19 protein-coding genes and 2 tRNA genes are annotated in these 24,776 nt (G+C 43.6%); 10 read left to right on the forward strand and 11 right to left on the reverse strand.

Features of this window, described 5'->3' with window-relative positions:
• Positions 1-57: 57 nt before the first annotated feature.
• The 8 genes from RTL34_RS05785 to tpiA all read right to left on the reverse strand — a co-directional run bounded on the left by RTL34_RS05785 (position 58) and on the right by tpiA (position 7,219).
• Positions 58-447 (reverse strand): ribosome-binding factor A, encoded by a 390-nt coding sequence (locus RTL34_RS05785; protein ID WP_007115084.1) that lies wholly within the window; start codon positions 445-447, stop codon positions 58-60.
• 105 nt (positions 448-552) lie between these two features.
• Positions 553-3,282: a translation initiation factor IF-2 gene (gene infB / locus RTL34_RS05790; protein ID WP_312115382.1), complete on the reverse strand. Its 2,730-nt coding sequence runs from the start codon at positions 3,280-3,282 to the stop codon at positions 553-555.
• Between the two features lie 13 nt (positions 3,283-3,295).
• Entirely contained in the window at positions 3,296-4,777 is a 1,482-nt protein-coding gene (gene nusA, locus RTL34_RS05795; RefSeq protein WP_007115082.1) for a transcription termination factor NusA, read from the reverse strand.
• A 117-nt stretch (positions 4,778-4,894) separates the two neighbouring features.
• Entirely contained in the window at positions 4,895-5,404 is a 510-nt protein-coding gene (gene rimP, locus RTL34_RS05800) for a ribosome maturation factor RimP (protein WP_282841714.1), read from the reverse strand.
• Between the two features lie 225 nt (positions 5,405-5,629).
• Positions 5,630-5,706, reverse strand: a tRNA-Met gene (locus tag RTL34_RS05805).
• 68 nt (positions 5,707-5,774) lie between these two features.
• A tRNA-Leu gene (locus RTL34_RS05810) sits at positions 5,775-5,859 on the reverse strand.
• A 108-nt stretch (positions 5,860-5,967) separates the two neighbouring features.
• The gene (gene secG / locus RTL34_RS05815; RefSeq protein WP_065253803.1) at positions 5,968-6,288 is read right to left on the reverse strand and encodes a preprotein translocase subunit SecG; all 321 of its coding nucleotides are present in this window, start codon (positions 6,286-6,288) and stop codon (positions 5,968-5,970) included.
• Positions 6,289-6,385: 97 nt separating this feature from the next.
• Complete coding sequence (tpiA, locus tag RTL34_RS05820; protein ID WP_312115386.1) at positions 6,386-7,219, reverse strand: triose-phosphate isomerase; 834 nt, start codon at positions 7,217-7,219, stop codon at positions 6,386-6,388.
• Positions 7,220-7,641: 422 nt separating this feature from the next.
• Here tpiA and pilB point away from each other — a divergent pair, with 422 nt between their 5' ends.
• The 4 genes from pilB to coaE are packed head-to-tail and all read left to right on the forward strand — an operon-like array spanning position 7,642 to position 12,160.
• Positions 7,642-9,348 carry a type IV-A pilus assembly ATPase PilB gene (pilB, locus tag RTL34_RS05825; RefSeq protein ID WP_312115387.1) on the forward strand — a complete coding sequence of 569 codons (1,707 nt, stop codon included), beginning with the start codon at positions 7,642-7,644 and terminating at the stop codon, positions 9,346-9,348.
• A gap of 54 nt (positions 9,349-9,402) precedes the next feature.
• Positions 9,403-10,626 carry a type II secretion system F family protein gene (locus tag RTL34_RS05830; RefSeq protein WP_312115389.1) on the forward strand — a complete coding sequence of 408 codons (1,224 nt, stop codon included), beginning with the start codon at positions 9,403-9,405 and terminating at the stop codon, positions 10,624-10,626.
• A 5-nt stretch (positions 10,627-10,631) separates the two neighbouring features.
• A complete protein-coding gene (locus tag RTL34_RS05835; RefSeq protein WP_312115391.1) occupies positions 10,632-11,507 on the forward strand; it encodes a prepilin peptidase in 876 nt (291 codons plus the stop codon).
• On the forward strand, positions 11,504-12,160 hold the full coding sequence (coaE, locus tag RTL34_RS05840) for a dephospho-CoA kinase (RefSeq protein ID WP_312115393.1): 657 nt from the start codon (positions 11,504-11,506) through the stop codon (positions 12,158-12,160). The genes RTL34_RS05835 and coaE overlap by 4 nt, the downstream gene beginning before the upstream one ends.
• Positions 12,161-12,217: 57 nt before the next feature.
• Here coaE and RTL34_RS05845 read toward each other — a convergent pair whose 3' ends face one another.
• On the reverse strand, positions 12,218-13,624 hold the full coding sequence (locus RTL34_RS05845; RefSeq protein ID WP_095356555.1) for a nicotinate phosphoribosyltransferase: 1,407 nt from the start codon (positions 13,622-13,624) through the stop codon (positions 12,218-12,220).
• Positions 13,625-13,693: 69 nt separating this feature from the next.
• A complete protein-coding gene (locus tag RTL34_RS05850) occupies positions 13,694-14,797 on the reverse strand; it encodes a bifunctional nicotinamide-nucleotide adenylyltransferase/Nudix hydroxylase (RefSeq protein ID WP_007115072.1) in 1,104 nt (367 codons plus the stop codon).
• A 284-nt stretch (positions 14,798-15,081) separates the two neighbouring features.
• Here RTL34_RS05850 and nfuA point away from each other — a divergent pair, with 284 nt between their 5' ends.
• Positions 15,082-15,699, forward strand: a complete 618-nt coding sequence (gene nfuA, locus RTL34_RS05855) for a Fe-S biogenesis protein NfuA (RefSeq protein WP_036594945.1) — start codon at positions 15,082-15,084, stop codon at positions 15,697-15,699.
• A 131-nt stretch (positions 15,700-15,830) separates the two neighbouring features.
• On the opposite strand, the gene gltA is transcribed toward nfuA, so the two are convergent.
• The gene (gene gltA / locus RTL34_RS05860) at positions 15,831-17,117 is read right to left on the reverse strand and encodes a citrate synthase (RefSeq protein ID WP_312115397.1); all 1,287 of its coding nucleotides are present in this window, start codon (positions 17,115-17,117) and stop codon (positions 15,831-15,833) included.
• Positions 17,118-17,897: 780 nt separating this feature from the next.
• Here gltA and sdhC point away from each other — a divergent pair.
• The 5 genes from sdhC (at position 17,898) to RTL34_RS05885 (ending at position 24,740) form a co-directional block, all read left to right on the forward strand.
• Positions 17,898-18,287: a succinate dehydrogenase, cytochrome b556 subunit gene (gene sdhC, locus RTL34_RS05865; protein ID WP_071586266.1), complete on the forward strand. Its 390-nt coding sequence runs from the start codon at positions 17,898-17,900 to the stop codon at positions 18,285-18,287.
• Positions 18,287-18,622, forward strand: coding sequence for a succinate dehydrogenase, hydrophobic membrane anchor protein (gene sdhD / locus RTL34_RS05870; protein WP_036594948.1), 336 nt, complete (start codon positions 18,287-18,289; stop codon positions 18,620-18,622). Before sdhC ends, sdhD begins: the two co-directional genes overlap by 1 nt.
• Positions 18,623-18,719: 97 nt before the next feature.
• On the forward strand, positions 18,720-20,582 hold the full coding sequence (gene sdhA, locus RTL34_RS05875) for a succinate dehydrogenase flavoprotein subunit (protein WP_219331998.1): 1,863 nt from the start codon (positions 18,720-18,722) through the stop codon (positions 20,580-20,582).
• 77 nt (positions 20,583-20,659) lie between these two features.
• A complete protein-coding gene (locus RTL34_RS05880) occupies positions 20,660-21,370 on the forward strand; it encodes a succinate dehydrogenase iron-sulfur subunit (RefSeq protein WP_007115066.1) in 711 nt (236 codons plus the stop codon).
• A gap of 427 nt (positions 21,371-21,797) precedes the next feature.
• The gene (locus tag RTL34_RS05885; RefSeq protein ID WP_007115065.1) at positions 21,798-24,740 is read left to right on the forward strand and encodes a 2-oxoglutarate dehydrogenase E1 component; all 2,943 of its coding nucleotides are present in this window, start codon (positions 21,798-21,800) and stop codon (positions 24,738-24,740) included.
• Positions 24,741-24,776: the final 36 nt, after the last annotated feature.

A 24,776-nucleotide genomic window follows, 5' to 3' on the forward strand; every position in this document is an offset into this window, starting at 1 on the left:
CAACATCCCTGTTAATGACTCAAAGTGACAAATAAGCTTATTATAGCCTACAACGCATCAGTCGTCTGATGGCTGACCTTCGCTACTTTGTACCGCTTTAGAAATCAGATTCATCATATAGTTAGCGTTAGCGGTCACTTCATCATAGTGAAAGCGTAGACGTGGCGTAGTGCGGGTTTTTAGCAAATGACTGAGCTCAGTACGCAAAAAACCTGATGCTTTGTTCAGCACTTCTAAGCTTTCGGTATGATAATCTTTTGCCATGGCATCATCCATCGACTTTTCCATGATGGTGACATAGATATCAGCATAACCCAAATCTGGGCTGATTTTGACACTAGAAATGGTCACAAACCCGGTCAAGCGGGGGTCGTTAATCTCGTCACGAATCAAAACCGCTAGGTCGCGCTGAATTTGATCGGCAAGACGTTGTAAACGTTGATTCATTGGTAATCCTTTTTATAGTAAAAAAAGGTCTAATTAACCTAGATTAATTAGACCCCTTGGAAGGTTGCTAATAGCAAGCTGGCAGTATTAGGTTGTCAGCTTAGCTTATAAGGTACGTTTGACTTCATGAATTTCGAAGACTTCAATCTTATCGCCTTCTTTTACTTCATAACCTTTCACCGCTAGACCACACTCCATACCAGCGCGCACCTCATTAACATCCTCTTTGAAGCGACGTAATGATTGTAATTGACCGGTGAAAATAACTTGGTCATCACGCAATACCCGAATTGGCTTGTTACGGATGATATTACCTTCTGTCACCATACAACCGGCTGCATAACCAAAGCGACTAGAGTGGAAGACTTCACGTACTTCAGCGATACCCAAGATTTGCTCACGATGTTCTGGCGCAAGTAAACCGCTCATCGCCGCTTTCACATCATCAATCAACCCATAGATAACACTATAGTAGCGAATATCTAAGCCTGCTTCATCCGCTTTGCGTTTGGCAGCGGTATCAGCACGAACGTTGAAGCCTAATAATACCGCTTCACTTGATTCGGCGAGTACCACATCCGATTCGGTAATGGGACCGACACCCGATGAGATGACTTTGACTTTAACTTCATCGGTAGATAATTCATCAAGCGCGGTTAACAAGGCTTCTAGTGAACCTCGAACGTCAGTTTTAAGAATCAAATTAACGGAAGGCAGTTTGGCATCGCTCATTTGGTCAAACAAGTTTTCTAAGCGTGATTTGGCTTGACGTTCAAGCACTTTTTCACGCTCACGATCTGCGCGATATTCTGCAACTTCGCGCGCACGTTTCTCATCTGAAACCACCATAAACTCGCTACCAGCCGCTGGTGTATCAGGCAGACCTAAGATTTCAACAGGAATCGAAGGACCCGCTGAGGTGATTTTTTGACCGTTTTCATCGGTCATAGCACGGACGCGTCCATAATATTCGCCAGCAAGTACCAAGTCACCTTGATTTAAAGTACCTTGTTTAACCAGCAAACTGACCACTGCTCCGCGACCTTTTTCAAGACGTGATTCAATTACCACACCTTGTGCTGCACCGTCAGTAGCGACTTCAAGTTCCATCACTTCTGCTTGTAGGTTAATCACTTCGAGCAATTCATCGATGCCTTGACCTGTTAACGCAGAGACTTTGACTACCGGTGTGTCACCGCCCCATTCTTCAGGAACGACTTCTTTGGTGGTTAGTTCGTTGAGGACGCGGTCTGGATCGGCGCTGTCTTTATCCATCTTGTTGATAGCCACGATAATCGGGGTACCTGCGGCACGCGCATGGTCAATCGCCTCAGCGGTCTGCGGCATCATACCATCATCGGCTGCGACCACTAACACCACGATATCCGTCGCTTTGGCACCACGAGAACGCATCGCGGTAAATGCGGCGTGACCTGGGGTGTCTAAGAAAGTAATAACGCCTTGGTCAGTCTGCACATGATAAGCACCGATATGCTGAGTAATACCACCTGCTTCGCCCGATGCCACTTTACTTGAACGGATTTTATCCAGCAGGGACGTTTTACCATGGTCAACGTGACCCATGATGGTAACCACAGGCGGACGCGCTTGGACGTTGCTACTTTTCTCGCCAACCGCTTCACGTAGTGAATCTTCAACTTGCGTTGAGCTGACAAGCACTGGGTTATGACCCATTTCTTCAACAAGTAGGGCAGCGGTTTCTTGGTCGATGGATTCGTTTTCACGGACCAACTCGCCCATTTTCATTAACATTTTGACGACTTCGCGTACTTTGATTGCCATTTTTTGGGCAAGTTCAGACACCACGATGGTCTCACCGATTTCAACGTTATGCACGATTTTCTCAACCGGTTTTTCAAATTTGTGTCTATTGGCTTGCGATGATTTTAAGCCGCGACTACGGTTCTTAATCTCTTGCTCACCTTCATCGTCACGGCGACGACGACGGTTTTTGTTGGCAGTGCTTGCGGTGCCGCGTTTAATTTCACGGCGTTCTTGTTCAAATGAGTCTTCAAGCGCTGCGCCCACCAAACCTTCTGCCAATGGTTCATCTTTTTTGACAACCATCGTAGTTTCAGTATCGGTTTCGCTATATTTACTCGCCATTTGGCGCATTTGCTCAAGGGTACGCTGCTGAGCTTCTTCAGCGGCTTTACGGCGATTTTCTGATTCGATTTGACGTAAGCGTTCTTCTTCTGCTTCACGCGCTTTGCGTTCACTATCCGATTCTTTTTTCGGCGCAGGTTTTTTGTCAGCTTTTTTGACTTCGATTGCAGCAGTTTTGTTGCCTTTTTTCACTACCACACTGGTGGTTGTGTGCTCTTTGGCAGCTTGACTACCACCACCTAAGTTAGCACGCATGGCAGCTAAAGTGGCTTGTTGACGCGCTTCAGCGGCTTGTTTGGCTTTGTCTTTTTCAGCTTGTTCTTGGGCGGCTTTTTCTTTTGCCAAACGCGCTTTTTCTTCAGCTTCTTTGGCCGCTGCTTCACGCAACGCTAGTTCTTCAGCGATTTTATTGGGATTTGGTTTATCAAATACCATTTTTTTGCGTACTTCAACATTGACACTTTTGGCTTTACCAGAAGTGCCTGTCACCCGCGCAGTAGAAGTGGTTTTGCTTTTTAAGCTAATGCGAGGTTTGTCATTTTGACCATGACTTTGTTGTAAAAAGCTGACCAGTTTTTGTTGTTCGCTATCGGTGACGATGTCATTGTCACCGCGCGCAGACAGCCCTGCCTTGACCAGTTGATTATTAATTGCTTCAACGGTCTTTTTGGTCATTGCTGCAAGTTCTTTTACGGTTTTATCTGCCATTCATACACCTTTTTTAATTAAACCATGATTCACGGGCTTTCATAATGAGCTCACCTGCGGTCTTTTCATCAAGACCTTCGATATCTTGGATATCAAAGATGGCTTGTTCGGCAAGGTCGTCGACGGTGATGACGTCACGTTCGGCAAGCTTGTAGGCCCATGCTTGAGTCATGCCTTCAAGGTTTAGAAGCTCTTGGCTTGGCTCTTTAATATTTTGTTGTTTGACCAATTCATCGGCGATCACCGCTTCTTTGGCACGTTCTTGGATTGCGTCGATGGCGTCATCATCTAGCCCATCGATGTCATAGAAAGTCTCAGCAGGGACATACGCAACTTCTTCAAGTGAGGTAAATCCAATATCCACCAAGGCTTGTGCCAAATCTTCATCGACTTCAAGACGTGTGTAGAATAGGTCGCGATACACTTTGGTTTCTGATTCTTGTTGTGCATTGTACTCGTCTTCGAGCATCATGTTAAGACGATAGCCTGTTAATTCTGATGCAAGGCGCACGTTTTGACCTTGTGAGCCAATCGCACGGGCCAGCTGATCGTTAGTGGCAAAGATGATATCTGCAGTTTTGGTATCTTCATCAAGAATAATACGATCGACATCGGCAGGTTCCAAAGCGCTAATAATGTACTGCACCGCATCATCCGACCATACCACTACGTCGATACGCTCGCCCTCAAGCTCTTGTTGTACTGCTTGGATACGGGTGCCACGCATACCAATACAAGCACCGACAGGGTCGATACGATGATCATTGGTTTTGACTGAAATCTTAGCACGTAAGCCAGGTTGACGCGCAACATCACGAATTTCAATGATTTGCTCAGCAATCTCTGGTACTTCTTTTTGCATCAGTGCTGTCAGCATTTGTGGTGAGGTACGAGACAATACGAGCTGAGCACCACGGTTATCACGATTGACTTGCTCTAAAATCGCATTGATACGACCTTTGATGCGTAGCTGCTCACGCGGCAACATTTTATCGCGGGGTAGATAGCCTTCGACATTATCGCCCAAATCAATGATATAACCATCGCGCGCCGGTTTTTTGACTTCACCCGTAATCATCTCGCCGATACGATGTTCAAACGCATCTGCCACCAGTGAACGTTCAGCTTCACGGATTTTTTGAATGATGACTTGTTTAGCTTGGGTAGCAGCAATACGACCAAATTCAATGGATTCGATTTGTTCTTCTTTGACGTCGCCGATTTTCCACTCGTTTTCATCCAAATCGCTAATTGCTAGCTGACAGGCAGGCATTTCATGATCTTCATCTGCCACTACTGTCCAATAACGGTAAGTGTCATAGTCGCCCGTTTTGCGATTAATATGCACGCGCACGGCAACTTCAGGCTGCTCACTATAAACTTTCTTTTTGGTCGATACCACCAAGGCTTGCTCAATCGCTTCAAAAATATCTTCAGGATTTAAGCCTTTTTCATTACTGACGGTTTCAACGACCGTTAAAATTTCTCGATTCATGTAATCACCTATAATTTAAGTCATTCTAGACTTTATTCTTTAAAATCTTGCTTTTAGCTAGAAAAAAGTTAGCTAGAAGACATAGCGTAAAAAAGGCGTTAACCCCAAATTTAAAAGCTAAAATTGGTAGACCAAATTGGCTTTATCAATATTATCAAGCTCGATGGTTAAAAGTTGGTCATTGGCTTGATTCTGTTCGGTTTTGACCGTCAACTGGCGCTCGTCAATATTGACCAATTCGCCTGTTACTTTACGGCGCTTATCACTACCTTGTCCAATCGCATGAATCAATCGTAAGCTGAGGGTTTGCCCCACATAGTCATGCAGCTGCTCAGCAGAAAAAAACGCGCGGTCCAAACCGGGTGAAGACACCTCAAGTAGATACTCGCCTGCAATCGGGTCGTGCAAGTCCAACACACCACCGACTTGGTGGGTGACCGCAGCACAGTCTTCAATGGTGACTTGTTTGCCTTCGGCACGGTCTTCAGGTAGGGCTTCAATATAAATACGAAGAAGAGAGCGTCGACCTTGTGGTACAAACTCAATACCCCACAAGCTCACATCACAGGCAGTTACTGCTGGCTCAATGATTTGGGTCAGTTCAGCAACTTTCGTTGATAGTTTCATGATATCCTTTAGAGTTGATTATTAACATCTTTGTTGATTTTAAAAGCTAATTTTAAAAATTGGCACATTACTAAAACGCAACCGCTAATTTAGCAAAACTTAAGTTTTTTCGAAACCAACAGATACAAAAAAACCCACAAACTAATTGGTGGGCTTTTAAATCAATAAAAGTGTGTCTAAATTGATTTTTCTAGTAATGATACCAAAGCAATGCTACTAGAAAAGTGGTAGCGGGGGCTGGATTTGAACCAACGACCTTCGGGTTATGAGCCCGACGAGCTACCAGACTGCTCCACCCCGCAACAATTTAGAGAGCGTATTATAGAGTGAGATATTAACCTTGTCAATAGTTATTTAAAATTAATTTAGTTGGTGCGAATGGAGGGACTCGAACCCTCACACCTTGCGGCACTACCACCTCAAGGTAGCGTGTCTACCAATTCCACCACAATCGCAAAAAACCAAACTACTTTAACCAAGCTGTTTTTTAAAAAACAACACTCTAAAATAGACGCTGTATTCTAGGTCAAAACTACCAATAACGCAACATTTTTTTTAATAACTTACTTGGCAGGTGTAGGCGTCGTTGGAGTAGGGCTTGCAGGCGCAGTACTAGTCGCTAGACTGGTATCAAGAGTACGACTAGATAGCGATTGCTGTTTAGCAAATACTGCCAGTGTCATACTGGTGATAAAGAAGATTGCTGTTAAAACCGCCGTCAAGCGCGTCAAAAAGTTGGCAGAGCCAGACGCACCAAATACGGTTGCCGAACCACCTGCACCAAATGAAGCGCCAGCATCGGCACCTTTACCATGTTGAACCAAAATCAGACCAATCATTGAAATCGCGACAATGATATGAACCACTAAAATTGCATTATACATACTTATCTCTACAAAACTTGATAGCACTGATGCCCAACAAGAACGCTGTCAGTGGCAAAAGTAAGAAATTTTAAATAGGTGATATTTTACCTTAAATTTAGGCAAACGCTTGAATAATTTGTGTAAAGCTCGTCGCGTCTAGTGATGCCCCGCCTACCAACACCCCATTTACATTTGGGCATTGGGCGATTTCTGCAACATTATCCGCTTTCACGCTGCCGCCATACAATATCGGTGTGGTCGTTAAAGAGGCATCGATGTCCGTTAAGGTGGTGTTGATAAAGGCATGAATGTTTTGTACTTCTTGTATGGTTGGGATTTTACCTGTACCAATTGCCCAAACGGGTTCATAAGCAATAATCAATCGCGATGCTAAGTTACCCAATTGGGCGTTTTCAGATTGAGTATTAGCAAATTCGGCGGCTAGTTGTTTGGCTACCATTAATTGCGCTGCTAGCACATCTTGGGTCTGATTTTGCTCATATTGGGCTTGTGTTTCACCGATACAAAAAACAACGGTTAAATCATGTGCAAAGGCATGGCGAATTTTTTGGATTAAACAAGCGTTGTCTTCATTAAAATATTGACGGCGTTCTGAATGTCCGACTAAAACATAATTTACCTGAGCGTCCTTGAGCTGAGCCCCCGAAACCTCCCCAGTAAATGCACCTTTATCGGCGTGTTGTGCGCATAAGTTTTGCGCAGCTAGCCCGATGTTCAATGACCCATGTTGGATGGCTTGTTGTGTAGTCGCTAAATGAATAAAACTCGGGGCGACAACCACGTTACAGCTTTGCAGTGCATCTGCAGGTATCTGCTGCTGTAAATCGGTCATGAGGGCTGTGACAGTCAGCTGTGTGCTAGGATTCATTTTCCAATTAGCAATCACCCAAGAATTCTGCCAATTTGCTACATAATCAGATGCTTTCATAATGTCCCTGTCAATTGAGGTAAATGGTTATCTATGAATTTGCAAAGTATAAATGTCAAGATAACATTAAAATATAAGTAACGCTATTTAACATATCATGATGTAAAACATCACCATTTGAAAATATCAAGATATGAAAATAGGAGTATTTAGAATACTAGGCGTAAAATGGTAGGTATTATATAAGCAATTGCCGCGATTTGCCGAATAAATTATTGGGTCACGCAAGTGAGGGGTTTAAAGAAGGCATAAAGTATAAAACAGTTTTATGAAGGTTGATGGATAGAGATAAAATTCGATAACAAATTATTTATCGTTGAATTCACGGATTTGTCGAGAATGATTTGTTAATATATAAATGAATAGTTTACACTAGCAAACATTAGCCCATTTGAATCAATATTGAGTAAACGAGAAAAACGATGGCGGCATCACTTCCTAGTTTTGGTGGCATTGCATCGCGATTAGTGCATGAAGGACTAATTAACGAAGCGTCAATGCAAAAAGTATTGGCAGAATCGCAGCAACAAAAAACAAATTTAATCGCCTATGTGGTTGACAATAAGCTTGCGCAACCTGACGCGGTAGCATGGGTGATTTCGCGAGAATTTGGCGATCCCCTCATTGATTTGGATGCCATCAATGTCAACTATATTCCAAAAGAAGCGGTTGATGAAAAAATTATTCGCGAATTTAATATTCTGCCGATTTTCCAACGAGGTAGCCGCTTATTTGTTGCTATGAGTGACCCAACAAGGGTAGATGCTTTAGATGCGCTGCGATTTGGTACAAGGTTTAACGTTGAAACAGTCGTCGCCGAGCACCACAAAATCAAATCACTCATCGAAAAAATCTTTGCTAGCTCTAATTTAGCTGATTTTGATGATATGGAAGCGGTGGAGTTTGATGAAACCCGTGCCGATGACGACAGTAGTGCCACCAGTCATTTAGATGTCAATGATGAAGCGCCTGTCGTCAAGTTCGTTAATGGGATGCTCATCAAAGCCATTACCATGGGCGCCTCAGACTTACACTTTGAACCCTATGAAAAATCTTATCGCGTGCGTTTTCGTATTGATGGGGTGTTACAAAAAATGGCAAATCCACCGACGCAGCTAGCGGGTAAAATTGCTGCCCGGCTGAAAGTCATGTCACAAATGGACATCTCTGAACGCCGCGTGCCGCAAGATGGTCGCATCAAATTAAAAATTTCCAAGGATAAGGCGATTGATTTTCGTGTCAACTCATTGCCAACCTTATTTGGTGAAAAAATCGTATTGCGTATTTTAGACCCATCATCAGCGATGCTAGGCATTGATGCACTCGGCTATGAGCCGGATCAAAAGCAGCTATTTATGGATGCGCTGGCAAAACCGCAAGGAATGTTATTGATTACCGGCCCTACTGGTTCGGGTAAAACTGTCTCCTTGTACACGGGTCTTAATATCTTAAACACAGTTGAGACCAATATATCCACCGCAGAAGATCCCGTTGAAATTAACCTTGAAGGCATCAATCAGGTCAACGTGAACAATAAAGTTGGCTTGACCTTTGCCAGTGCGCTCAAATCATTCTTGCGTCAAGACCCTGATATTGTGATGGTCGGTGAGATTCGTGACTTAGAAACGGCGGAAATTGCTGTCAAAGCTGCCCAAACAGGGCATATGGTGCTGTCAACTTTGCATACCAACTCAGCGCCAGAAACCTTAACGCGTCTGCGTAATATGGGGGTGGCATCCTTTAACATTGCCACCTCAGTCAATTTGGTAATCGCGCAGCGCTTAGCACGTCGCCTGTGTAAAGCTTGTAAGAAACCGACAGATGTGCCAAAAAATAGCTTGCTTGAAATGGGCTTTACCGAAGAAGATTTGGCAGATCCCAGCAATGTCATTTATGAGCCCGTTGGCTGCTCTGAATGCCGCGATGGCTATAAAGGACGTGTTGGTATTTATGAAGTGATGAAAGTAACACCTGAGATTGCCCGAATTATTATGGAAGACGGCAACGCTATTGAGATTAAAGACGCTGCCTTAAAGCAAGGGTTTAGGGATTTAAGGCGCTCTGGCATTTTAAAGGTCCTACAAGGCACGACCAGCATCCAAGAGATGTATCGTGTTACTAGCGAATAGGGCGTTTTTTATCCGTCTTTATTGAAGATTAGTTGAGATATTAAGGGGAAGGGTATGGCAAAAGTCCAAACAGAAATGTTATTAGACTTTGTCTATGATGGGGTCAATCGCCGTGGCGAGAAAGTCAAAGGCGAAACCACCAGCCGCAATATTGAGCTGGCAAAGGCGCAACTACGCAAGCAGGGCATCCAAGTCAAGACGATTAAGAAAAAACCTAAGCCCATTTTTCAAATGAAAAAAAGCATCAAGCCAATTGATATTGCTATCTTTGTGCGGCAGTTGGCTACGATGATGAAAGCGGGCGTCCCCCTTACTCAGTCGTTTGAAATCGTTGCAGATGCGCTTGATAACCCCTCAATGAAAGAGTTGGTGCTTAGTGTCAAATCAGAAGTGGAATCAGGTAGCACCTTTGCTGCTGCGCTGCGCAAACATCCCAGATATTTTGATGACCTGTTTTGTTCATTAGTAGAGGCAGGTGAGCAATCAGGTGCGCTTGAAACTATGCTTGAGCGTGTCGCGACGTACAAAGAAAAAAGCGAGCTACTAAAAGCAAAAATTAAAAAAGCTTTGAAATACCCGATTGCGGTTATCGTGGTTGCGATTATCGTTACCATTATTTTGCTAGTTAAAGTGGTACCGGTGTTTGCTGATTTATTCAATTCATTTGGCGCAGAGTTACCCGCGTTTACCCGGATGGTAGTCAGTATGTCGGAGTGGATGCAAAAATGGTGGTGGTTATTGCTATTTAGCATTGCAGGCGCTGTGGTTGGCTTTTCTGAAGCTAAAAAACGTAGTAAGCCCTTTAATGACTTTTTAGACCGAATTACCTTAAAATTACCAATCTTTGGCAATATTGCTTACCAAGCGGTGGTTGCCCGTTTTTCCCGCACTTTATCTACCACTTTTGCCGCAGGTGTGCCGCTGATTGATGCGTTAGATTCAACCGCTGGGGCAACCAATAATGTGGTATTTTATAATGCCACGCAAAAAATCAAAGGCGATGTTGCGACCGGTCAACAATTGCAGTTTTCGATGCGCTCTACCAATCTTTTTCCCAGTATGGCTATCCAAATGGTCGGTATTGGTGAAGAGTCAGGTAGTCTAGAGGAGATGCTTGATAAAGTGGCGACTTATTATGAAAACGAAGTGGATAACGCCGTAGACGGGTTAACAAGTCTGATGGAACCGATGATTATGGCTATTTTGGGGGTGCTGGTAGGGGGTCTGGTGATTGCCATGTATCTACCAATTTTCCAAATGGGCTCGGTGGTGGGCTAAATACGATGGGGATTTTTTCAGATTTTATTTTGTTACTACAACAGTCGCAATGGCTGACGTTGATTATGGTATCAATCTTGGGCTTGTGTGTGGGTAGTTTTCTCAATGTGGTGATTTATCGCACGCCGTTAATGATGGAGCAGCAGTGGAAGAACGAATGCCAGCTATTGCTCTATCCAGAAACCGTTATTGATAATCATGAATCCATGACCTTAAGCCGTCCTGCCTCTCGTTGCCCGCATTGTGGGCATCCAATACGTTGGTTTGAAAATATGCCTGTTATTAGCTGGCTACTGCTAAAAGGAAAATGTAGTCAGTGTCATAACGCCATTAGTTATCGCTATCCGCTTGTAGAAATCATCACCGCTATTTTGTCTGTGTTGGTGGTGATGAAATTTGGTGTTACTTGGCAAGCGCTGGCAGGATTAGCACTCACATGGACATTAGTCGCTTTAACAGGCATTGATTTTGATACCCAATTGTTGCCTGACCGATTTACATTGCCGTTAGCGGGATTAGGATTATTCGTCAATGCCTTTGGCTTGTTTGTCAGTCCCACAGCGGCTATTTTTGGCTATGTGTTTGGGTTTTTATGCTTGTGGATTGTGTATCAACTGTTTTTGCTTATCACGGGCAAGCACGGTATGGGGCATGGCGATTTTAAATTATTAGCGGCTTTGGGGGCTTGGCTAGGGCCTTTGATGCTACCGTTAATTGTGCTTTTATCTGCGTTGGTCGGCTCGGTTGTGGGTGTGATATTGATGAAGCGCTCAGGTGAAAGCAAACCTTTTGCTTTTGGACCCTATATCGCCATTGCCGGCATGATAGCACTTTTGTATGGGCAATCAATAATGTCGTGGTATCTAGGCAAAATGTCATGACGTCATTTATGGGTCAATTATCCGTGAATCAAGGAGGGGTTGCGATGTTGGTAGTGGGACTTACAGGTGGCATCGGTAGTGGTAAATCACAAGTGAGCCGTTGGTTTGCTGAGCATGGAATTGTCATTATTGATGCCGATGTATTGGCACGTGACGTCGTTGCCAAAGGTACGCCAACGCTAAAAAAAATTGTCGCCAAATTTGGTGATTGGGTGATTGATGAGGCAGGTGAACTTAATCGCCGTGCCATGCGAGAGCATGTATTTGGTAGCGCGCAAGCGTTAATGGATTTGGAACAAATTACCCATCCTGCCATTCGCAGCCGTGCCAAAGAATTACTAGCAACTGCCCAGTCGCCCTATGTAATTTTGGTAGCACCCTTACTGCTAGAAGCCTCTGAAGCAGGGCTGGCCAATCTGTGTGAGCGAGTATTGGTGGTCGATAGTCATGAGTCCTTGCAGATTGAGCGCGCCAGTCAACGTGATGGTCAAACGCCTGAACGTATTCAAAATATCATGGCAAATCAACTGTCGCGTCATGACAGGCTCAGACAAGCCGATGACATTGTTGACAACAATGGTAGCTTAGACGATTTGTATCTAAAACTTGAACAGTTGCATCAAAAATATTTGGCAATGGCAGGGGTTAATTAGCTCTCAAGATAAAAAGCCGTCTGATTAAGACGGCTGTTAAGATTGCGACAAGTTAAATTATGATTTTACCGACGAGCGTTGACGAATCGCGGTTAGCGTATCATCAACTAATAAATCACCGTTCAAAAATACATCCTGCAACAAATTATTTTGCTCAGCAAGCTCATCTTCACGCAGCGTCATATAACTACCCTGACGTTTGACCAAGGCTAAACGCCCGCGTTTGCTGCGTTTGCTCACACTGGTAATCGGGTCTTTATACACGTCTCGCCAAAAACCGTCCACCCGTGCGCTGCTGGTTTTCATGGCAAAATTCAAGGTATCGCGGTTGACTTGTTGCAGTAGCCCGCCACCCATCCCAAAGGTAATATTGTCACTACTAAAACCGGCTTTAATCACCGCATCAATTATTTTACCCATGCTGGTGGGATTAATACCATCCCCTTGGATGAGTCGCACGTAGCTTGGCAGTAATTTGTAGCCTTTTGAGTTGGTGGTAGTGCCAAATTTTGCTGCAAGGCGCTGCAGGGCTTCACGCACCACTTTAATCGGATCGCCACTATCAGGGCGAATGACCAACGTGCCGCCTGTTTGCGCCACTTTTTCTTTTAGCTCACCGCCCCAGATATTATCGATGGCATTCCATAAATCGTAGCTATCACTCACCACCGCAAAGGTTTTACCTTCACCGCCAAATTTGGCAATCATATTGGCATAGGCATCCGCTTCATGCTCACGACCCCAAGTGGTCATGGTGCTATGCTCTGCTGCAGGAATGGAAAAAGCCGTCATGTCATTTTGCATACCATACCAACGATTGGCAGCCACAATCGCGCTTAAGGTATCCGTACCGGAAAAATTCACGAGGTGCGCAAGAGCACCAAGTGCAGCTGATTCAAGGCTAGAGACACCACGGGCGCCAAAATCATGCAATTTAAACGGTAGATTATTTAAGTTATCAGCCGATTTTTCCAAGCCTGCTTTGATGATTTGCTTACAATAATAAGAAAGGCTTGCCACAGTGCTAGGATACCAAATAGCGCGTAATAGTGTGGTCTCGATATAGCTCGTCAACCAGAAAAACTCAGGGTCGGTATTAACTACCTGACACAATACTTGACCCGTTGGTACCACCATGCCTTCTGGTATCGCTTGAATGCGAAGCGGCAATAGACCGCCATGTTTGGCGACTAATTGTCGCCAGCCTGCTTCATTAAACGGTACGCCATGAGCAGCAAGTAGCACTTTGGCTTCGTCTATATCAGCGTGAGTAATGGGTTTGGTAAGATACTGTTTTAAAAAAGCTTGTAGACCAAAAAATAGCACATTTTCAAAGTTGCTATTGCCGCCACGCGCTTCAATATAGCTAGATACGTACTCGGTATTTGGCGGGTATTGCAGCCAATGCGACGTCTTATAACTATCGGTATTTAAAATAAAATTGTCAAAATTTTGACTAAACATCACAGAACTCCTCTGGTGATTGCTTGCGCAGGTTAAAACCAAACCGTCTATCAGTTTGGCAGGAAAAAATCAGAGACCGACCATTTTACAAATAATGGCATAATGGTCTTCAAACAGTTTATCGGCTTTTAATTCAGCCAAGGGTAGCCAAAACGCTTTTTTGGCATCATCGCCACCTTTCACCGATGGTAAGCCTTTGGGGTCGTTTTTGAGCACAAAGTAAAACGCTTGGGTGATGGTGCGACCACGAGCTGAGCGATACGGGTCATCAAAGGTATGTTGACTATGGCGCGAACCGCGCAGAACCGCTTCAGGTACTTTTAACCGGGTCTCTTCACGTAGCTCACGAATACAGGCGTCAAATAGTGTCTCTTTAGGGTCAATAAAGCCACCAGGCAATGCCCATAGCCCTTGACCTGGCATACCACGACGCTCCACCAATAAGATGTGTCCTGATTGAATGACCACGGCATCAACGGTCATAAAGGTGGGTGGGTAGGGGCTTGATTCCCATTGTTTTTTGTATTTATCAATGAAGCCAGCCTCTTCGTGTAGGCGTTTATATGCTTCGGTCTTTTTAAATGCCTTCATGACATCGGCTGTCGATTGCGGTACCGTATCGGTTAACGGATCGGCACCCAGCAAAAAGCCTTCGCGGATTGGCGTGGCAGACAACTCATGAAAATTCGGCACCGCCACCGACTGCCAATTTGGAAAAAGTGACAAGTAATACGATGAGCTGTCTTTTGAATGTCCAATTAGACCAATATTGGCGTTTAAATCGCCGGTAACCGACTTCACGCACTGCTGCACGTATTGAAGCCATTTTGTGTCATTGTATAAGGCATCATCCAAACCGACACAATGTATGCGTTTGGCATCTTTTTTGTCAAAGGCGCCCAAAATCATTTGGCTACGCGCTTCGACGCTAAAGCTATTGCGGATACTACTTGGCAAATTGGCAGAGCCAATGAGCATAATCACATTTTCAGCAAGCTTTAATGCTTCATCGACAACCGATTTATGACCTAAGTGAAACGGCTGAAAACGCCCGATAAATACCAAATAATCATATTGATAACCTTTTTTATTTTTGGGTGTGCTAAAACGCCCTTTATCCTCGTTAAAGTCGTTTTTAGTAACCGTGATAGTGTCAGTCGTGTTATTTGGCATGACGCAAACTCCTTGCGAATGATAACGCCCTCGGTCTATCCAATAGCGTTTTGGTGATAAAGTTCGGTGATAAAGCATGTTTTTTTAACTATCTTGCCTAAACTTTCAACCAATGCCAAGTTATTTTTGGTTAAAGATAAGGACTAGATTGAAGTTTTAGCTTACCTAAAAAATATTGTGACGACCCTTGATAAGCCAAAAAACCACCCCCAATAAAATCCGAGTAAATTACTCAAGTTTATGCTAAAATATGGGTAAAAATTGATGACAAGCTAGGGTGACATATGAGCGATACAGAAAAAACCACAAATATCAAAATTACTGATTCAGCGCAAGGGTATCTGACTGAGTTGTTGGCAAAACAAAATACTGACGGCATCGGCGTACGTATTTTTGTCGAACATCCCGGCACGCCGCGAGCAGAATGTTGTATGTCATATAGCCAGCCAGATGAACACAATCCTGATGATTTAAAATTGGATTATGAGACATTCACCGCTTATATAGATACCCCGTCTATTCCTTATCTTGAAGATGCGGTGATTGATTACAATAAAGACCGTTTTGGCGGTCAATTGACATTCCGTGCGCCCAACTCAAAAGTGCCAAAATTGGGTGAAAACGCGAGCCTAGAGGAGCGTATCAATTACGTGCTGTCTTCAGAAATCAATCCAAATCTAGCGGCGCATGGGGGTAACGTGCAATTGGTGGATTTGGTACATGAAGAAGGGGTTGGTATCACCGCCGTGCTCAAATTTGGCGGCGGCTGTCAAGGCTGCTCTGCAGTTGATATGACGCTAAAACAAGGGGTTGAAGTCTCGCTAAAGCAGCAAATACCAGAATTAACCCAAGTGATTGATGAGACCGACCATACCTATACTGCCAATGCGTTTTATAAGTAAGGTGAAGTCATTAGCAAGTTATAATTAACTGAAAAAAGGGCGTTGCAGAACGTCCTTTTTTGTTAAATTTTAACAATAAAAAACCCAGTGTTACACTGGGTTTTGTTTTGAAGCATCTTTGAAGCATTGGCTTAGTCGCGGTCTTCAACTGCCACAAAATCACGCTGGGTGTAGCCAGTATATAATTGACGTGGACGACCGATTTTGTAAGGTGCAGCGTGCATTTCTAACCAGTGGCTGATCCAACCAGAAGTACGTGCTAACGCAAAGATTACGGTAAACATAGAGGTTGGAATACCGATGGCTTTTAGAATGATACCTGAGTAGAAGTCAACATTTGGATATAGGTTACGCTCTTTAAAGTACGGGTCATTCAAGGCGATTTGTTCAAGCTTCATCGCAAGTTCAAGTTGTGGATCTTTGATACCAAGCTCGCCCAATACTTCGTCACAAGTTTCTTTCATCACTTTGGCGCGTGGGTCAAAGTTTTTATAAACACGGTGACCAAAGCCCATTAATTTCACTTCTTTACGTTTGACTTTTTCCATGAATTCGTCAACGTTGTCTACGCTGCCGATTTCATCAAGCATTTTAAGTACAGCTTCGTTGGCGCCACCGTGTGCAGGTCCCCAAAGAGCCGCAATACCCGCTGCGATACAAGCGTATGGGTTAGCGCCCGTAGAACCTGCTAGACGTACAGTTGAGGTAGAGGCATTTTGTTCGTGGTCAGCATGTAAGGTAAAGATTTTATCCATCGCTTTTGCCAGGATTGGATTGACTTGATAGTTGACATCCGCTGGGGTTGCAAACATCATGTGTAAGAAGTTTTCAGCGTAGTTTAAATCATTACGCGGATACATAAATGGTTGACCATTGCTATATTTGTAGCACATGGCGGCGATGGTAGGGACTTTTGCAATCAAGCGAATCGCGGTGATTTCACGATGGTCTTGTTTGCTGACATCAAGATTGTTGTGGTAGAACGCAGATAATGCACCCATCACACCAACCATAATCGCCATCGGATGAGCGTCACGGCGGAAACCTTCAAAGAAACGACGTAATTGGTCATTCACCATTGAATGTTTACGAACTTTTTCGTAGAAGTCAGCTTTTTGCTCAGCATTGGGTAGTTCACCATGAATGAGTGCATACGCAACTTCTAAGTATTCTGCTTTATCAGCTAATTGGTCAATTGGGTAACCACGGTGTAATAAGATACCTTTGTCACCATCAATGAAGGTGATTTTTGATTCAGTGGAAGCGGTTGACATGAAACCTGGATCGTATGTCCAAAAACCAGCTTGGGGTACGGCCTTAATATCGAGTACAGGATCGCCTAATGTTCCTTCAATGATAGGAAGCTCATAGTCCTGGCCATTGACGTGCAAGGTTGCAATATTGTCTTTCTCTGACATAAAATCCTCTCAGACGTGTAAAAAAAAGAAGACCTATACTTGCTCAAATGCATTGGCGCAATGACAAGGATAGGTGAATGCCTAGCTACACAGAGACGTGCAGGGCGACTTTATTAATAGCGAAAAAATAGCGAAAACCCAAAACTAAAACATATCTATATTAACAGTATTTTTGCCAAAAATGAAAGTAAATTTACGCCTTACGCTTACAAACAGTTAGTTATAATTAACAGAAGTTAGCTAAAACTATGCTCTCTGCTACTGACATTCTATCAACCCTTGATGCAGTTAAATATCTAGATAGGTAAGTAGCAAAACGCTGAATTTTATCTAATTATTTCTGAATTTTAATAGTGCGCTACAGTGGTTTGATAAAAGATGGTTTTTTTTCTGTTTTTGTTTGTATTTGTAATCAAAGACTCTTATAATTATAAAAATTTTACTGGTGGCTAGCTTTGTATTATTAATATTTGCTAAACATAATTTACTTTTTAGCTTTGTGATTTAACAAAATTAAAAAGTAAATTGTGTGTGGCTTTTTGTCGATTATTAGTTTGTAATTTATTAGTTTTTAATTGTGAGATACGATTAGGTTTGCGGCTAATAACTATTTATTATGTGAATAATCCAAAGTACGCTAGCTATTCCTTATCTTCGATTTACCTGTTTTTTGACAGGCTATGTGATTCATCAAACCCTGCAAGTGATTTGAAGTTCGTGCTTGATATTTTGGATATTGGCATAGCAATAACACAGGTAAGTTATAACTGCGAATAAAGGATGCCCGCTGTGAAAAGCAACCGACCGATTGACCTTCCTTTAAGCCAAGTAATTAATGTTAATTCAAAAAACCCAATTGCTTTGGCTTCAATTACCCACCGTGTTTCTGGTGTGGTGCTATTTCTCCTAATTCCTGTGATGTTATGGATTTTTCAAACGTCGCTTGCCAGTGCTGAAGGCTTTGCAGATATTTTCACCAACCCATTGGTGAAGTTTTTGGCTTGGATCTTTGTGGCTGCATTAGGCTACCATTTTGTGATGGGTTTCAAACATTTATTTGCCGACATGGGCATGAATGAAGAATTAAACAGTGGTCGCACTGCGACATTCATTGGCTTTGTACTTGCAGCCCTTTGGGTTGTGGGTTCATTTGTATGGGTGATGTTCTAATGAAAAGTGCAACAGGTTTAACAGGCTCAGGCTCTCGCGATTGGGTGGTACAACGTATTAGTGCGGTTGTATTGGCAGTTTATTCATTGGTAATGTTGGGGTGGTTCTTAACCCACCAACCAACGTTTGAATTATGGCAAGGCTTTATGCTAAGCCTACCGATGCGCTTATTTACGCTATTGATGATACTAGCATTAGTGGGTCATGCGTGGGTAGGGATGTGGACTGTATTAACAGACTACGTTAAGTCAAATGGTTTACGTTTTGTGCTGCAATCTGCCATGATTCTTGCAGTCTTGGTTTATTTATTTTGGGGCGTGATGATTTTCTTCTAAACATCCTGTTAGATAAATTTTGTTAACGTATTTATCGATTTTAACTTCATCGCTTTTTAAGCATTTATGTGGATAAAATCGAACCATCATTTAGGAAATTAAAGCAATGGCAACAAAACAAGACAACACCATTAGCAATATTCAAACCTTAACCTTCGATGCGGTTATCGTTGGCGGCGGTGGCTCTGGTATGCGTGCGTCGCTACAATTGGCGCGTGGCGGTATGAATGTTGCGGTATTAACCAAAGTGTTCCCAACGCGTTCTCACACGGTTGCTGCACAAGGTGGAATTGGCGCAAGTTTGGGTAACATGAGTGATGATAACTGGCATTTTCACTTTTATGACACCATCAAAGGGTCTGACTGGTTAGGTGACCAAGACGCCATCGAGTATATGTGCCGTGAAGCACCAAAAGTGGTATATGAACTTGAGCATATGGGTATGCCATTTGACCGTAACGCGGACGGTACGATTTATCAGCGTCCATTTGGCGGTCATACTGCCAACTACGGTGAAAAAGCGGTGCAACGTGCGTGTGCGGCAGCTGACCGTACAGGGCATGCGTTATTGCATACCTTGTATCAAAAAAATCTTGAGCAAGGCACAGAGTTTTTTATTGAGTGGATTGCGCTAGATTTGGTCAAAGATAGCAAGGGCGACATTAACGGTGTTATCGCACTAGAGCAAGAAACAGGTCGTGTCGCGGTATTTCAAGCGAAAACAACTGTCCTAGCAACGGGTGGTGCAGGTCGTATTTTCGCTGCGTCTACTAATGCCTTTATTAACACCGGTGACGGCCTAGGTATGGCAGTGCGTGCCGGTATTCCACTCCAAGATATGGAATTTTGGCAATTTCACCCAACAGGCGTTGCAGGTGCGGGCGTATTATTGACCGAAGGTTGTCGTGGTGAAGGTGCGTTACTTCGTAATAAAGATGGCGAAGCCTTTATGGAGCGTTATGCGCCAACCCTAAAAGACTTGGCACCGCGTGACTTTGTATCACGCTCAATGGACCAAGAGATCAAAGAAGGCCGTGGTTGTGGTCCACAGGGTGATTATGTGGTACTTGATATGACGCACTTAGGTGTGGATACCATCATGAAGCGTTTACCATCGGTTTATGAAATTGGTAAAAACTTCGCGAACGTTGACATTACCAAAGAGCCAATCCCAGTTGTACCGACTATCCATTACCAAATGGGCGGTATCCCAACCAATATTCATGGTCAGGTTGTCATGCCAGATCTTGAGGCAGGTACGGATGCGGAAGGTTTATACGCCGAGCAAAAAATCGTGAAAGGCTTATATGCGATTGGTGAATGTTCATGTGTATCCGTTCACGGCGCCAACCGTCTAGGTACTAACTCATTACTTGACTTGGTAGTATTTGGTCGTGCAGCGGGTCAACATATCATTGATGAGTTCCACGCCGCTGACCGTCATGACTATGAGCCCTTATCACCGCGTGTTCTTGACAAAACCTTGGCGCGTTTGAATGTGTTACAGCAATCTACTCAAGGGCTAAATGCGCAAGATGTGGCTGATGAAATCCGCCGTACCATGCAGCAACACGCAGGTGTATTCCGTACCCAAGCGTCAATGAATGAAGGCGTAAAAAAAATCTTGGCACTTGAAAGCCAGGTCAATAGTCTTCACCTAGCTGATAAATCGCAAGTGTTTAATACCGCACGTATTGAAGCGCTTGAAGTGGCGAATCTCTATGAAGTTGCCAAAGCGACAATGATTTCAGCTTCCCTGCGTCAAGAATGTCGTGGCGCGCACACCGTCGTTGACTACGAACGTGCGGCAGATGATGCGTATGCCCCGCTTGGTCGTAATGACCATGAATGGATGAAACATACCCTTTGGTTCTCTGAAGGTAACCGTGTTATCTACAAACCTGTTCGTAAGAGCCCACTGACTGTAGACTATGTTGAGCCAAAAGTGCGTACATTCTAATTAATATTTTTTTGGTCTTTGCAAACTATTGTGAAGACCCTATCAACCAATATCATAAACGTGTGGAGTTTAGCATTATGAGCAGAGGTACTCGCACCATCGAGATTTTCCGCTACGATCCAGATAAAGACGCAGCACCCCGTATGCAGACATACCAAATTGAGCTTTTAGACTCTGACCGTATGTTATTAGACGTACTTGTCCGTTTGAAAAAAATGGACGAAACCATCAGTTTCCGCCGTTCGTGTCGCGAAGGTATTTGTGGCTCTGACGGTATGAACATCAATGGTAAAAACGGTCTATCATGTCTTATTAACATGAACACGCTACCACAAAAAATTACTTTACGCCCGCTACCTGGTTTACCTGTGGTGCGCGACTTAGTGGTAGATATGAACCAATTCTATGAGCAATATGAAAAAGTTCATCCTTACTTGATCAATGACCAGCCAGCACCACCGACTGAACGTCTACAATCACCTGAAGACCGCGAAAAGTTAAACGGTCTATATGAATGTATTTTATGTGCGTGTTGTTCAACCAGCTGTCCATCATTCTGGTGGAACCCAGATAAGTTCTTAGGTCCATCAGCCTTGTTGAATGGCTACCGCTTTGTGGCAGATAGCCGTGATACTAGCACACAGGAGCGTTTAGCACGTTTAGACGACCCATTTAGCTTGTTCCGTTGCCGTGGTATCATGAACTGTGTGTCGGTTTGTCCAAAAGGCTTGAATCCTACCAAAGCGATTGGTCACTTACGTAACATGCTGTTAGACCAAGCAGGTTAGTACCACAGTTTGGTGACAAAAAAGCTCTGTATCGACAGGGCTTTTTTTATTGGGATGTGATAAATTCATAGTAATTGGCTATCTATTAATTAAAGTAATAAATCATATCCCAATATCATAATATTTTTTATACCTTTTCAGCCTAATGAATGAGATAAATTATCATGAATTTTGTATAATATACGATAGGTATCTATAGGGAATATTCATTTAGATTTTCTAAGGAAGGAGAAAACTAACTTTCACATTACTCTTCTTTTACTACCATTTGATAGCTATTTCTCCACACGCCAAGCGGCGTGAGTTGCTATATTTAGTAAATGAATGGTAACTATTACCTTAACAAAATTTTTTGTTAATTATAAAAATGCTAGGCTATTCCCTAAAATTTTTATTTCCACCTTTAAATACTACAGTAGAAAGAATCATGGCTAACCAAAACCAAACTTCTGTCTCATCTGCTCAGTTTACCGAACTGTCAGCAGATAACGCAGTCTATCTTGAATCACTCTATGAACAGTATCTTCAAGATCCACAAAGCGTTGATGAAAAATACATTCCTTACTTTGCGCAGTTTGCCAAAGATGATGATAAAAACGCCCTTCACCATACTATCCAAGACCAATTTTTGCTATTAGCTCGCAATACCACTGCCCACAAAGTTACTGGTCAATCAGCTGCAGGCGCTGTCAGCCCTTCTGAAATTCGCGAATTTGCGGACAACCAAATGGGCGTGCAAAAACTGATTACCAGTTACCGCCGTCGTGGTCATCGTATTGCTAATCTAGATCCTTTAGGACTGATGCCACGTCCAGAAGTTGAAGAATTGACTTTGGCGTATTATGGTCTTTCTGAAGCGGATTTAGACACGGTATACCCTGTCAGTGACCTAAATATCGGTAAAGACAAAGCCACACTGCGTGAAATCATCCAAGTGTTAGAGCGAGTTTATTGTAGCAGCATTGGTGCAGAATATTTCCATGTGACCACTGCCAAAGAAAAACGCTGGATTGAAAAATACCTAGAGCAAAATCTTGGCTATGTCAAATTTGACAATGAAAAACGTAAATCTATCCTTGAGCGTTTGACAGCAGCGGAAGGATTAGAAAAATACTTAGCGCGTAAATATACCGGTGTGAAACGTTTTGGTCTTGAGGGTGGTGAAAGCTTTATCCCGATGGTCAATGAGATAATTCAGCGTGCGGGTGAAAACGGTACCAAAGAAATGGTTATCGGTATGGCACACCGTGGGCGTTTAAATTTATTAGTGAATATCTTAGGTAAAAACCCTAAAGATTTGTTTGATGAGTTTGATGGTAAAAAACAACCGACCGTGGGTTCAGGTGACGTAAAATACCACAATGGTTATTCATCTAACGTAATGACACCGGGCGGCGAAGCACACTTAGCCTTGGCATTTAACCCCTCGCATCTTGAGATTGTATCGCCTGTATTGATTGGTTCAGTGCGTGCCCGCCAAGTACGCCGTCAAGATAAGACGGGTGATGCCGTTTTGCCAATCGTGGTACACGGTGACGCCGCGTTCGCCGGTCAAGGTGTCAACCAAGAAACCTTCCAAATGTCACAAACCCGTGCCTACTCAACAGGTGGTACGCTGCATATTATTATCAATAACCAAGTGGGTTTTACCACCAGCCGCTTAGAAGATGCGCGTTCAACTGAATACTGTACCGACATCGCCAAGATGGTACACGCACCGATTTTTCATGTAAACGGTGACGATCCAGAAGCCGTGGTATTTATGGCACAGCTTGCCCATGACTATCGCCAAACTTTCCATAAAGATATCGTGATTGATATGTACTGTTATCGTCGTAACGGTCACAATGAAGCGGATGAGCCTTCCGCCACTCAGCCACTTATGTATTCGGTCATCAAAAAACTGCCAAGTACTCGTGAGCTATTTGCCAATAAATTGGTTGCCGAAGGCGTTATTAGCAAAGCTGAAAGTGTGGCATTTGAAGATGACTACCGTGAGTCACTCGATAAAGGCGAATATGTTGCTAGCGCACTCGTGCGTGAGCCAAATAAAACGCTGTATGTAGATTGGACACCCTATATTGGTCATAAGCTTGAAGACAATTGGGATACGAGCGTTGATATCAATCAATTAAAAGCTTATGGTGAAAAAATGGCGCAAATGCCGGAAGGCTATGAGCTACAACGCCAAGTGCAAAAAGTGGTTGAGCAGCGCAAAGCCATGCAAACCGGTCAAGAGCCATTGAACTGGGGTGCAGCAGAAACCTTGGCTTATGCGTCACTGGTCGAAGAAGGCTACCCTGTGCGTATCACGGGTGAAGACGTGGGTCGTGGTACTTTCTCACATCGCCATTCAGAAATTTTCAACATGAAAGACGGCAGCATGTATGTCCCACTTGCCAACATGAGCCCTAACCAAGCACGCTTTGATACCTTTAACTCATTGTTGTCAGAAGAAGCAGTGTTGGCGTTTGAATATGGTTACGCAACGACAGTACCTAATGCGCTAGTGATCTGGGAGGCGCAGTTTGGTGACTTTGTCAATGGGGCACAAGTGGTCATTGACCAATTTATTTCTTCAGGTGAAACCAAATGGCAACGTCTATGTGGTTTGACCATGCTATTACCACACGGCTATGAAGGTCAAGGTCCTGAGCACTCATCAGCGCGCCTAGAGCGTTTTTTGCAGCTATGTGCCGAAGACAACATGCAAGTAATTACGCCCACAACTCCGGCACAGATTTTCCATGCCCTGCGTCGACAAGTGGTTCGCCCAGCGCGTAAACCGCTGATTGTGATGTCACCAAAATCACTGCTACGTCATAAATTGGCAGTGTCAACGCTTGAAGAGCTTGCGCAAGGTCAGTTCCAAACCGTGATTCCAGAGATTGACCAACTTGATAATAACCAAGTGACGCGTTTAGTGTTGTGTGGCGGTAAAGTATATTATGACTTGCTTGAAAAACGTCGTGAATTGGGTCTCAACCATGTGGCGATTGTACGTATCGAGCAGCTTTATCCATTACCTGAAGCGCGTATTTTGGAAGAAGTGGCAAAATATCCAAACCTTGAAGGCATTGTCTGGACACAAGAAGAGCCACGTAACCAAGGTGCTTGGTACTATCTAGCACCGCACTTATTCCGTTTGATTGCACCGCCAAAACCAGCGACTCGTCCGACCAAAGCCTACTTGCTTGAGCCAGTGGCTCGTCCTTCATCGGCAGCACCTGCGGCAGGTTCGATGCAAATGCACGTTGCCCAGCAACAAAAAGTTATCAACGAAGCATTGGGTTTGCCAAAGAATGAAGATTCGACCGAAGATAAGCTAGAAGCTAAAGCGGAAATCGCAGAAAAACAAGCGACTGACTAAGCGTTTTAAAGGATTAGTACTTAATAGATGCGTACT

This window comes from Moraxella sp. CTOTU47915 (genome assembly GCF_031986685.1).
Taxonomy (GTDB): Bacteria; Pseudomonadota; Gammaproteobacteria; order Pseudomonadales; family Moraxellaceae; genus Faucicola; species Faucicola tetraodonis.